This window comes from Pseudomonas sp. Snoq117.2 (genome assembly GCF_900110545.1).
Lineage (GTDB): Bacteria > Pseudomonadota > Gammaproteobacteria > Pseudomonadales > Pseudomonadaceae > Chryseomonas > Chryseomonas benzopyrenica.
Genome location: NZ_FOED01000006.1, coordinates 296,322 through 308,756 on the forward strand (window position 1 = coordinate 296,322; position 12,435 = coordinate 308,756).

The 12,435-nt window shown below is 49.5% G+C and carries 10 protein-coding genes and 1 pseudogene; 1 reads left to right on the forward strand and 10 read right to left on the reverse strand.

The genetic code is table 11. The annotated features are described in order from the left end of the window. Positions 1–2: 2 nt before the first annotated feature. The 10 genes from BMZ43_RS17430 to BMZ43_RS26130 all read right to left on the reverse strand — a co-directional run bounded on the left by BMZ43_RS17430 (position 3) and on the right by BMZ43_RS26130 (position 11,821). Entirely contained in the window at positions 3–416 is a 414-nt protein-coding gene (locus tag BMZ43_RS17430; protein ID WP_093255219.1) for a GtrA family protein, read from the reverse strand. Beyond that, positions 413–1,405, reverse strand: coding sequence for a glycosyltransferase family 2 protein (locus tag BMZ43_RS17435; RefSeq protein WP_093255222.1), 993 nt, complete (start codon positions 1,403–1,405; stop codon positions 413–415). The genes BMZ43_RS17430 and BMZ43_RS17435 overlap by 4 nt, the downstream gene beginning before the upstream one ends. A 164-nt stretch (positions 1,406–1,569) precedes the next feature. After that, positions 1,570–2,961, reverse strand: coding sequence for a TolC family outer membrane protein (locus BMZ43_RS17440; RefSeq protein WP_256562997.1), 1,392 nt, complete (start codon positions 2,959–2,961; stop codon positions 1,570–1,572). 5 nt (positions 2,962–2,966) lie between these two features. Next, positions 2,967–4,286, reverse strand: coding sequence for an HlyD family type I secretion periplasmic adaptor subunit (locus tag BMZ43_RS17445; protein WP_093255228.1), 1,320 nt, complete (start codon positions 4,284–4,286; stop codon positions 2,967–2,969). Then, positions 4,283–6,064 carry a type I secretion system permease/ATPase gene (locus BMZ43_RS17450; RefSeq protein ID WP_093255231.1) on the reverse strand — a complete coding sequence of 594 codons (1,782 nt, stop codon included), beginning with the start codon at positions 6,062–6,064 and terminating at the stop codon, positions 4,283–4,285. Before BMZ43_RS17450 ends, BMZ43_RS17445 begins: the two co-directional genes overlap by 4 nt. Positions 6,065–6,249: 185 nt before the next feature. After that, the gene (locus tag BMZ43_RS17455; protein ID WP_093255234.1) at positions 6,250–6,954 is read right to left on the reverse strand and encodes a CatB-related O-acetyltransferase; all 705 of its coding nucleotides are present in this window, start codon (positions 6,952–6,954) and stop codon (positions 6,250–6,252) included. Between the two features lie 46 nt (positions 6,955–7,000). Next, complete coding sequence (locus BMZ43_RS17460) at positions 7,001–8,026, reverse strand: glycosyltransferase family 61 protein (protein WP_177344820.1); 1,026 nt, start codon at positions 8,024–8,026, stop codon at positions 7,001–7,003. 8 nt (positions 8,027–8,034) lie between these two features. Beyond that, positions 8,035–9,123 (reverse strand): polysialyltransferase family glycosyltransferase, encoded by a 1,089-nt coding sequence (locus tag BMZ43_RS26125; RefSeq protein ID WP_143075274.1) that lies wholly within the window; start codon positions 9,121–9,123, stop codon positions 8,035–8,037. Continuing rightward, positions 9,123–10,805 carry a glycosyltransferase gene (locus BMZ43_RS17465; RefSeq protein WP_177344821.1) on the reverse strand — a complete coding sequence of 561 codons (1,683 nt, stop codon included), beginning with the start codon at positions 10,803–10,805 and terminating at the stop codon, positions 9,123–9,125. The genes BMZ43_RS26125 and BMZ43_RS17465 overlap by 1 nt, the downstream gene beginning before the upstream one ends. Continuing rightward, the gene (locus BMZ43_RS26130; protein ID WP_143075275.1) at positions 10,805–11,821 is read right to left on the reverse strand and encodes a hypothetical protein; all 1,017 of its coding nucleotides are present in this window, start codon (positions 11,819–11,821) and stop codon (positions 10,805–10,807) included. The genes BMZ43_RS17465 and BMZ43_RS26130 overlap by 1 nt, the downstream gene beginning before the upstream one ends. Positions 11,822–12,151: 330 nt before the next feature. On the opposite strand from BMZ43_RS26130, the pseudogene BMZ43_RS26930 reads away from it, so the two are divergent. Next, positions 12,152–12,435, forward strand: a pseudogene (locus tag BMZ43_RS26930) (transposase); the annotation flags it as partial.

Genomic DNA, 12,435 nt, shown 5'->3' on the forward strand with positions numbered 1-12,435 from the left:
GATTATGCGGCGAAGCCCCAGAACTTACTGGCCAGAAACGACAGCACGGGTACGACGAGAACGGCGATGAAGGCACAGGTCGTGCTGTTCAGCGTGGTCCAGTGCAACAGCAGCGCCAGTAATGCGCTGTTGATTAGGAAGCCGCCCACAGCGATGAGAAAGAAGCGCAGCACAGCGCGAGTGATTCCAGCCGCGCTTCGGAAAGTCCAGAAGTAGTGACCACAGAAGGACACCCCAAAGGCGCACAGAAAAGCCACCAGGTTTGCCAGCAGCGGCGTGAGCGCGAGGCGGATCAGCAGGGTGACGATCGCAAGATGGATCGCGGTGGCGGCCAGTCCCACTAGACCGAAACGGCTGGCCAAAAGCAGCTCGCCGAAGGCGCGCCGCTCGCGCAGCGCCTTGAGCCTGGCAATCATGACTCGGACCGATCGGCCACGGCGTAGGTCTTGCGTACTACGTAGACCGGACGGCGCTTGGCCTCGATGTAGGTGCGCCCGAGATACTCGCCAAGGATGCCAATGCCCATCAGCTGTAGTCCACCCAGAAACGTGACCGAGACGATGATGGATGCATAACCGGGCACATCCACGCCCTTGATCAAGACCTTCAAGGCGATGGATATGGCTAACAGAAAGGACACCAGAGAAACCGCCGAGCCCAGATAGGTCCAGACTTTTAAGGGATCAGTACTGAAACTGGTGACCCCCTCCAGAGCGAAATTCCACAGCCGCCAGCCGTTGAATTTGGTCGATCCCGCGACCCGCTCCGGGCGCGCATAGTCCACATAGGCCGTGCGGAAACCCACCCAGGCGAACAGCCCCTTCATGAAGCGGCGCGACTCCGGCAGCTCCTTGAGCGCCTCCACCACGCAGCGATCCATAAGGCGGAAATCTCCGACGTTCTCCGGCAGTTGGGGATCAGCGATCTTGTTGTGCAGACGGTAGAACCAGTTAGCCGAGGCGCGCTTGGCCCAGGAATCAGAGTCCCGATTCAACCGCCGGCCCAGGACCACCTCGTAGCCCTCATGCCACTTGGCGATCATCTGCAAGATCACCTCGGGCGGATCCTGCAGATCGACGTCGATCGGCACCACTAACTGACCGCGAGCCTCTTGCAGGCCTGCGGTCATGGCCGCCTCCTTGCCGAAGTTACGGCTCAGGTCTAAAACACGGATGCGTGGTTCACGCAGTTGGCACTCCAATAAAGTGTGCAAGGTCGCGTCGGTGCTGCCATCGTTGATGAACAGGAATTCGAGGTTGATTCCGACCTGCGAGGCAAAGACGGCGCTCACCCGTTCCAAGAAGAAGGGAATCGCCTCTGTTTCGTTGAAGACCGGTATCACCAAGGTAAGCAGAACCGGAGCGTCCGTGGCCGCTACGCGCGGTCCGAGGTCATAGCTATCCAACTCAACTCCTTTCAAGCGAACTTAGTGGCCCACCAATCCCTACACAGGATCGGCCACCGGCATTCCAAGTGATCTGTACCCAGGCAGAAAAACGTCTGCCCCCGATTAAGGAGGCAGACGATATAGGTGCGGGTAGCACAGATGCAAACCCTATTGCCCGCCGGTCATCCCTTGGTCACCTCGCCCTCCTTCACCCCGCTCTTGCGCTCCTCACCCGGCGTAGGCACCGCTAGCCAGGCGTTGATCTTCTGGATGTCGGCAGCGCGGAAACCACCGCTCCAGCGCAGCAATACCAGCTGGTTGGTAACAAAGTCGTATTGCGCTTGCAGATAATCACGCCGAGCGCTGTATTCCTGCTGCACCGCGTTCAGTACGTCTACTGCTGTCGCCACTCCAAGGCCAAGCGAACGTTCGTTGGCTGCCCGTGACTTGATAGCTGAATCCAGTGCATTGCGCGACGAGGCAATCTTGGCCAGATCGGCGGCGCTCTTCATATAAGCGGTGCGGGTTTCCTTGACCACCTGACGACGGATCATCTCGTAGTCCTGCTCGGCAGCATCGCGCGAGCCATAGGTGCTCTCTACCCGGGCACGGGTAGAGCCGCCGCTATAAAAGGGAATCTGCACGCTGATCGTAGCCGAATAGGTATTGATGGCCGAAGCGGCAATCACATTGTCGTAAGCGAAGTCACTGCGCTGCGCGCCCAGGTTAAAGCTAACCGTGGGCAGGTGACCCGCCTTGGCCTCTGCGATGCCATAGTTAGCCGCATCCACCGCACGTTGCTTGGCCTGCAGTGCAGGATTGTTGGCCACCGCCGACTGAACCCATTGTTCTTCGTCGCCCTGCGGCAGGGTCAACTCGGCATTTTCGTTCAGGCGCTTGAGCGGCTGGTACACCGGTCGTCCAATCAGCTCGGCTAAAGCCTCACGCGTCACCTGGATCTGGTTGCGCGCTTCGATCTCCTGAGTCTTGAGACTGTCCACTTTGGCTGATATCTGCAGCGTATCGGTCACGGTGCCCATCTGCCGCTCATACAGCGCCTGGGCGCGATCTAGGTTACGCTGAGTCGCCTTGCGTTCGGCGGTGATCAACTCGAGGCTATCCTCGGCTGCCAGCGCCGCAAAGTAACGTTGCACCAAATCAGCTGCCGACTCGACCTTGGCGTCTTCAAACTGAGCACGATACTGCGCTGTGAGCTGCTCGTAGCGTTTGAACCCCCGCCACGCGGCGGCGTTATAGAGAGCCTGGCTCAGGGTTAGATTGTAGTTTTCGCCATCGTAACGCAGATCCTGGGTAGCCTCCTCGCGTCGCACCCAGCTCTTGGATACGCCACCGCTTAACTGAGGTAGCAGTTGGCCATAGGCACTACGCTCCTGACCCTCAAAATTACGTATCTGCGCCTCGGCGCCACCGATACGCGGATCGGATACCGTGCTGTCTTGGTAGAGCTTCCAAAGATCGATATAGGCCTGGGGCTCGGGTGCGGCATTCGCTTGGGCTAAGGCTACGCCGCCGCAAGCCAGCAGCATGGCTAGAGATAGGGGCTTAAATGTCACCGGCATCATTCCTCGATCATGGAGCGAGCCATGGCATTGCGCGCGGGCTTGAGCAAGTACTGAAGCATGGTTCGCGAGCCGGTGTTGATCAGCACATCAGCGGGCATGCCCGGTACGAGTTCGCGATGGCCCAGATCCTTGACGCCCTGGTCGGTCAACTTAACCCGCCCCAGGTAGTAGGGCGTACCGTCTCGTTCGTTGGTCAGCCGGTCGGCGGACACATAGATCAGTTCACCCTCGATGATGGGTGTGTTGGCATGGCTGAAGGCACTGAAACGTACCTCGGCCTTGCGGCCCAACTCCACCCGGTCAATGTCCTTGGGGTCAATGTGCGTCTCGACGATAAGCTTGGCAGCGTGAGGCACAATGTCCAACAAGTTGGTACCCGGTTGTACCACACCGCCGATGGTGTGTACCGCGAGGCCCATGACCATACCGTCCACCGGCGCCTTTACCTCTGTCCGATTGAATTTATCTTGCAGAGCGGCCAGACGCTCACGTGCCTCGTATACACGGGACTGAGCATCAGCTAACTTGTTCGCAACGTCCGACTTGAATTTCTGGGTGGTCTGAAGGATCTGCAAGCGCGTCTCGCCTATCTGCACTTTGGCACGGGCGATGGACGAACGCTGATCGGCGATCTCCGCCTGTAGGCGAGAGAGGTTACGTTCCTGATCGCGCAGTCTCTCGTTGCTGACGAAGCCTTCCTTGAGCAAAGAATTCAGATCCTTGATCTCGCTTGCATAGGACTTGGAGAGGCTTTCTTTGCTAGCGATGATCTCGGTATAGCCCCGGATCTGCTGTTCCAACTCAGCGGCACGATTCTTCAAGACATTTACTTCCCCGCGACGTGCATCGCGGCTGGCAATGAAGATCTGCCGCTCGCTGGCGCGGGCTTCCTGAACTCGCTTGTCGGCCGTGGACAGATCGCTGTCTTTGAACACGACCTCATCAGCGTCGTCACGCTCGGCTAATAGACGAGCCTCCTGAGCTTGAGCGGCCACCAGTTGGCTACGCACTGCCTCGAGTTCGGAGGAAGTCTGGGTGGGATCCAAGACGAGGAGTACGTCGCCGGCCCTTACATCCTGGCCATCGTGCACACGAACCTCGCGGACGATGCCGCCTTCCAGGTGCTGTATCGTCTTGCGGTAGCTTTCAACCGCCACCTGGCCCGAGGCATAGACGGCACTGTCCAAGGGGGCCAGCGCCGCCCAGCCCCCACCGATACCAAATACCACGAAAAGAATCATGAACCCCAGGCGCCGCACGGGTGCGTCGTCGACCTTGAGACCCGCCGCCGCGGCTTCTGCATACACATCCCTCATGCCGGCGTACCTCCCGGCTGGCCCGCACTACTGGGCTTGGGCGGCAACGGCGTGACGGACGCGGGATTGGCAACCTGCTGAGAGCCGCCGCTCTGCTGAGCCTTGAGCTGAGCCAAGACCTGATCGCGGGCGCCAGACATGACGATCTGCCCCTCGCTCAACACCAGGAGGTTATCCACAAACGCCAGGGCACTGACCCTGTGGGTAATGATGAACAGCGTCGTGCCTTTTTGCTTGAGCTTGATCAGCGCCTCGCCCAAGGCTCGCTCGCCTACGTCATCCAGGTTCGAATTAGGTTCATCGAGAATAACTAGTTTGGGATCGCCATAGAGCGCCCTAGCCAGCCCTATCCGTTGGCGCTGGCCACCTGACAAGACACCTCCATGGGCCCCAATGACGGTGTCATAGCCCTGGGGTAGACGCAGAATCATATCATGTACGCCTGCTAGCTTGGCCGCATCTACGACCTTCTCAGCATCCAACTCGCCGAAGCGCGCGATGTTGTCTGCAATGGAACCTTCGAAAAGTTCGATGTCTTGGGGTAGATATCCGAGATACGGGCCTACCTCTGCTCGATCCAATTGGAACATATCTGCACCATCCAAACGGACCTTGCCGCTCTGTGCTGGCCAAATGCCTAGTAGGGCTCTAGCTAATGTCGACTTGCCAGCAGCACTTGCGCCTAGAATCCCTACCGATGCGCCAGCGGGAGCGCGAAACGTAATTCCTTTAATAACAGGAGAAAACCCTCCTGGAGGGGTAACAATAATCTGTTCAACCGAAAGATCTCCCTTCGGTACGGGAAGTGACATACGTTGGGGATCCGCGGGAATAGTCTGAAGAACTTCATTTAAACGTGCGTATTGACCTCGCGCTGAGACAAAGCCCTTCCAGTTACCAATCATTTGGTCAATAGGCGCCAAAGCTCGACCGATTAGCAGCGACGCCGCCGTCATGAGACCTGGTGTTATCTCATTATTTATAACTAAATAAGCTCCCAACCCCAGTATCAGAGATTGAATAAGCATTCGCCACGAACGAGAAATAGTAGAAATGATACCGCCTAAATCGCTGGCGCTACCTTGAAGGCTTAAAACCTTATGGCTTTTGCGCTTCCATAGGGCCATTATATTTTCCAGCATACCCATAGAAGAAACAACTTCAGCATTCCTCTGACTGGAAATTAACAAATTTAAAGCGCCTATGTTTTCCTTATTAGCACTTAACAACTTTGCTTTGGTTGCACGTTCGTTAAAAACAGCTAGGAGAATAGCTATTGCTGCCCCGACAATGGTGAACATCCCGAACCACGGATGAAAGTAAAACATCACCGCGATATAAATAGGTATCCAAGGTGCATCAAAAAAAGCAAAAACCCCGCTTCCTGTCAAAAACTGTCTCAGACCTGACAAATCTGACATAGGTTGACTGGAGGCGCCCATACCATTTGTATATAGCGCCTGCTTGAAACTTGCAGAATAAACTCTTTCACTGAGCATTAAATCCAGTTTTGTGGATATCCTAACCATCACTCTAGATCTGACCCACTCAATCGCACCCATCGTTAAAATCAGCAGAGCCAAGATCAGAGTAAGCATAAGTAGTGTGATAGAGCTTCTGCTAGTAAGAACCCTATCATAAACTTCGAGCATATAAAAAGGCGGAGCAAGCATTAGCAAATTAATAAACATGCTAAAAAAGCCTATTGCAAAGAAGCTAGCTTTGCAGCGACCGATGACCTCTTGTATTTCACCGCCTTTATTCGCTAACTTTATCATTATCTGAACCCACGTTGCCCCAGCTAGAAACTAAAATTTCAGACTAACTTTGTAGTCTTTGGACCAAAATTAACCCGCACAGAACTTCCAACAGCGCTAGCTATAAATAAAATCAAACCTATAATAAGTGTAGACGTGGAACTGCCATTTTTAGCCGTACATACGAAACCTAGCATCGTACAATGTCAAACCGAACTATAGCATATCATTGACTGATCGATTTCTACAGATTTAACAAGTCTTTTTCTAGCTATGCCTTGTGCTATAAGGTCTTGGATTTCGCTAACGGCAGACGATACGTTATTGAAAGAAACTCCTTTGATAGTTCTTAAATCGTAATCCCACCAAGAAAGAGCGAGAATTTTCTCAACTAGTTCGCTTTCAAATCGGAACTTAATAACTTTTGCGGGCACGCCACCTACTATAGCATAGGCAGGCACATCTTTAGTTACCACAGATCCCGCCGCTATGACCGCACCGTCGCCAACTTTAATACCAGATAATATGGTAACATTTGAACCAATCCAAACATCATTCCCAATCTGTACCGGAGGCGGACCTTGGAAGCTTAATCCTGTAGATCCAAGCCCCCTAAGTTCTGGAGAATCAAAATAAGCGGCATTATATTGGAAAGGACTACTAGAGAGCCAATCAACAGGATGGTTACCCGGGCCGATATTTATATTAGACCCTAAACTGCAAAACCTCCCAATTGAAGCAAGCCCCCGAAGAGTAGCCGGTCCAGAGATGTAGGTGAACGCTCCAATCCTAGTAGGAATACCTAAGGTGATAGCCCTAGCGGTAACAGGCGATTCACAGATAAGCCGAGCCTTTGCAGTAAACTTAACATACTCATATAAAACGATTCCGTGCTTTTGAAAAATAGCCACAACGCCAGATCCTCGTTTATATCAATACCAAAACGACCCAGAACAATTAGGACAGCGCGTCAATTTTAGATTCTAAAAGATCTATATCAACAATCAAATCACGATGATTCTTATGCCTTTCCACCTGCTCTAACGGATCACATGGAAGCACATCGTAACGCTTAGTCTGAACCAGTTTTCCGAGTTCCCAGTAAACCCGTGTAAAACAGTCTTTGCTCTGAAGCTCGATAACTTCCAAGCCCGGAGAAGCGAACGCCAAATTGGCTAGGGCTGCGCCATGAGGTGAGACTAAAACTCCTAACTCAGCAAAAAGCTTACTTTGCAAATCGAGACTTTTTCCTGCCAATGAAATAATATCAAACCCCTTTGATCGCAACATCTCTATCAAATTCGTCTCATTGACTACTCTACGACGGCTATTACCCGGCTCATTCCTAGTCACATAACATCTCCCACTCCGCCTATCTAGGCGTGTAGGCATGCTTTCAAAAACTTTCCTTATATATGAAACAGCGGTTGGGCTATGAATAGGATTCTGAAAAAAATTTGGAACTATTAGCTCTTCGAAAAAAGCAAATTCGCCATTTTTAACTCCAAGAATAGACGGCTCTCGCCCAAGAGCTCTACCCAAAAACTCATCAATGAACCTAGGCCTAATGGGCGACATGACAAGAGGCTTATCATTGAAATCTGCGCTATAAATCATTAGCCTTGCGGCATAATTGATGAGCCAGTGATAATAGTTTGAGTTATCACCTAACAGAAATGCGGAGCCGTGCTTATACACACCGTGCAACTCTGCATCTTCCAAACTAAAACCACTACTATCCAATCGCGCTTCGATATCGTTAAATACAATCCCCTTGTAAAACACCTCCCTCTTCTCAGGGCAAAATATTAAAAAGTCCCCTCCTCGGACATAAACATTTTCGAATTTCAATGTATAGAACGGAGGGTCAAATATCGTTGTTGACGACAACAATGATCTGTAGTCAACCCGAGGATAGTTAGTTAGTGGAAGATAATTTCCATATTTTCCAACTGCATCTAGCTCCGATATAGAAGTGTACATTTTAGCACTCATATCTTATTGAAAATATCAGCTCCCCAATAACTACGCAAACTCATGCGCATTCGATTAGGTACAGCTTCAACACAGAAACTGTTAAATCTTTTAGTTTCAACACCAAGTAAATTTAATATTCCAGACCAGAATTTTGGTAAATATATTTGCGGCCTAACACTCAAAAACGCACCGCCAGAACATGAATGCTCGCAGAAAAAATAAGGATAATCCGAAAGATGCACACCTCTTTTATATAGATGTGCAGCCTCGATCGAGGTGCTGGACGTCAAACTATAAACGGTACTTATCTGTTCGTGTGAAAGAAGATGATAGAAATTGTCTTTGACAAGGACGGTGTTTTTGAAGAGCCGGGTTAAAGCCAAGATGAAGTCGTTGTTAGCGGCCATCGGATGGGGCTTTACCAGGACCTTTTCATGGTTGCCACAAAGCTCCTGAAGACGCGGAATAAACTCATCCACATCTAACAGCTTTCCGTTTTTTATTAAAACCTTGTCGTCTGTAGTTTGACCAGCAAACACAGCGACATTCTCTCCTACGCATACTTCGAGTCGTGGGAGTCTTACGAGAGTGGCCATCGCCAGGCCGCCGTATACCCTTATCTCATCGTCGAATACAATAAATTCCGACATGACCTCTATCGCCGCTGCAATATTGCTTCTAACTCCGAATAGCAAGTCATCCATGAATCTGACGGGATGGATAGTGATGTCGACATAAGGGATTTCCAATATATCAAAGGCTGTTCTTATTATTTCTGGCAATTCAAAAGCGATTACTAGCGAGCCAGCAAACCTGCCATATATCAATCCCATCTCCTTGCGGGAGGGTTTTTTACCGTAAAGCTCCACCCAAGACTCAAAGCAAGGTTTTTTGCCGTTGGCGGCATAAATATCGCCAGCCAATCCGTCACTTCCGCCTTCATAGGTTAAGGAAACTATAGGTAAGTCGCACAGTAACCTGATGCTAGGTCTTATCATATGATAAAGCCAGTTTATATTACCGTCTTGAGAGGACACACCCGCCTGGGTTTTTCTCTGCCGAAGGAAGTCGCCTGTAACGATAATTCTATTGATGCTATCCATTAATAGAGCTCAATGAGTTTAATGAGAGGGTCGAACGCCTTACATTCGGAGAACTGCTCCAGAGCTGCCCGATGTGCGTCCTGACTCATAAGCTCAATCTCGTTCGGACTTACCGCTAACCGCTGTATTGCGCTGATATATTCACTGCGATTTTTGACGACTATTATCCCTGATTTTTCTGGATCTTGAATGCCAACCGCGCCTTCGGGCGAGGATACGAGGGGTTTTCCGTAAGCCAATGCTTCTACTGACTTAATCTTGATGCCCCCGCCATGGATCATTGGATTTATCATTATGTCGCACTGTCGATAAGCGACCTCAAGATCTGGTACCAAGCCATGCAATATCAAACCTTTGACAGAAGGTTGCAATCTTTCGCATACGCTGCCGTAGACATTCAACCTTATAGGCAGGTATTTTAAGGAGCTCCAAACGTTATAAATAAACCAATTTATTGCTGCATAATTGGCTTCACTGTTCCCGCCAACGAAGCCTATTTCAAAGACTCTATCATTAGATTTATCTAACTTTATATCGCCGATCTTAAATTTAGGTGTCCCATGTGGACAACAAATTGAGATTGCCTTATCAAGATTTGCAGAAAGAATTTTAGCCTCCTCGTTCTGAATAGCTATCGCTACATCAAACCTATTCAGAATATCCAGCTCTTCGGCAAAAGTAATAGATATATTAACGGGCACTGCCCTCGAGCTAAATCGGAAGTTCCTATAGGACATGAGATCATGGGTGTCTAGTATTCTTAACGCCCTATAGGTTAAAGCATCGGCAGTATAGGCAAGCCATAAATACTCCCAGATCACCACATCAAATTGACTGCTTTTTTTCAGAAAGACTGATAGCGTTTGATAGAAGATAGGAAATCTTTTTTTACGCAGCCCTATTACATCTGGAGTTGTACTATTATCGGATACAGCCTTTCCTTCTTTTTCATATTCTTTGTAACTCACTACCTCGGCCTTAACGTTCCATGATTTTAGGTTAGTTAAATCCGCACTGGTCACGGTGCCATAAAAAAAGACAGTCACATGGAAGCGGTCTTGTAACGATTGGCAAAGTGAAAAAATTCGACTGTGACTGCCGAGACCTGGTTGCCAAAACCGTACATCAGTAACAATAAGAACTCTTTTCTTGCGACGGCTGTAATTCTTGAACTCGAGATATTCAAGAGCAGCCAAGCGAGTTTCCTCGTCCACGACCGTAATGACTGGGAAACTTAACTCGCTCTGGATTTTCGGTTCCACAAAACTTATGCTGAAAGCTGGCTCAAAAGCTGAGCAAATATTACTTTTGAAAAAAAGCTCATTTGAGTTATGGCGGAGCATAACCACTTTATGTGCAAATGAATCTAACCCTATAAAATAGCCAGCAAATTCTGAACTACAAAAAAGCGCGTCATGTCTTTCAAGAGACAGCAATGCTTTGATATAGCCCGCCATTTCCGGAATAACCTTTTCATTATCGTATTCCGCGCTGACGTAGGCTTCGTAGCTTAAAAACTTATCCCATGGCTTATCGGCAAAGTAAGCATTATTCGCTTCCTTGCAACCAATAATAAGCGCATTTATATAGTAGCCTCTCTCCTTCAGGCTTCGAGCCAAGCCTATCTCTGCAGAAGAGACTTCATCAGGAACATCTATCGATGTCACCCATAAAATTTTCATCACGGCACCTTCACCAAACGAACGGCCTGAACACATATCGCTAGTTTGCGTTTGTCCGTACCACCAAGCTCCGAAGGGGCGTAAAGCTTTCTAAACTCTAAATTTACAACCCAAAAAGGGAAAAGGTAATCATCTCCAACCGAAAACAGTCCCGAAATAAATGTTGGCACGTCCGAAGAGGCCCGCTCAAAGGCAATAGCCGAGCCATTTACACTTAGCTCCATTTCGTCAAGAATCCCAGATTTAATTTCACCTGAGATATCTATCTCAATACGATACTGGCCTTGCTCCATTGCAGGTATGATTATCGAACTCTGGTTTTCAGGCCCTGCCCATCTGCCTAGTGGCTCTGCATGATACCAATTGCCTCCGGTGACATTGGAACGCATATCTATCACCACATCGCTCGGTTTAAGCTTCTTTTCTTGTTTTGGAATTGAATCGTCAAACTTTGGCTCTTTATAGCGGACAGACTCTATGTAAGCAGTTTTCACGTAATGTAGGTCTGCACGTATTTCAGAAATTAGCCTTATGAGCTCAGCACCGTACTGAAAACCATCTGCTGCAAGAGTTTCTTTGGTCAGCCGCTCATACTGATCTAAAATATTTTTATCAAAAAGCTCAAGCTTTGGCGAGTTAATATCTAACTCCACGAAGCTGTCTATCTCGGCTAATAGCGTTTTGTCAGTTCTCGGCTCCCTACCCTTCACTGTTGGCACGGCAAAACTAGCCAGCAACTCTTCATCGCTTGCTCTGACTTCCAGCTTGTCGCCAGATCTGAGTTGAATATGAAAACCAGCCTTGTAACCTGAGATTAACGGTCCAGCTTTAGCAGCTACTACATCTGGCCTTGCAATATCTGGACTGACTCTTGCAACCTCTCTATCATTGAGTAAAAATACTAGGGAGTTATCTTTCTCGTCTTTTCGCGCATACCACCCCGAGCAACTTTCTGCAGATAAATTATCGATGACAAAACTAAAATCATTTTGAAAATTAACCAAACCGTTTTGCATAAAAGCCTGCCCCTGATTAAAACTAAAATGGAATTATTAATCTAAGTCTATTCTTGTACCGTTTACCAACAGCATGCGCTGAAAATAATCCTTCCAGCCGCTTTCTATCAGCTTTGATATTTTTGTCCCGCTCGTTGAAGGCATCTCTCATCTTCAGCGAAGCGTCCAGAACGTCAGGATTAGCCCAACGTTTTTTGTCACTTTCGATGTAGTCGCCAGGCTCGATATCGACGAGCTCATATTTGACCAGCTTTACGCCTGTCACTCTGAATCGCCCCTGGTTTCGTAGACACCTCCAAGCCTCATAATGAGGCCCAAATAGGAGGTGCCATGAGTCGTCAGCGTTACCCCGAAGAATTCAAGATCGAAGCGGTCAAGCAAGTGACCGAGAAAGGCAATCCTGTCGCCGATGTTGCCCAGCGCCTGGGCATGTCTGTTCACAGCCTCTACGCCTGGATCAAGCTCTACAGCAAACCCCAAGAGCAGCGTCAGCAAGACGATGAGCAGCAAGCCGAACTGCGCAAGCTTCGCGCAGAACTCAAGCGCGTGACTGAAGAGCGAGACATCTTAAAAAAGGCCGCCGCGTACTTTGCCAAGGAGTGCAACTGAAGTAC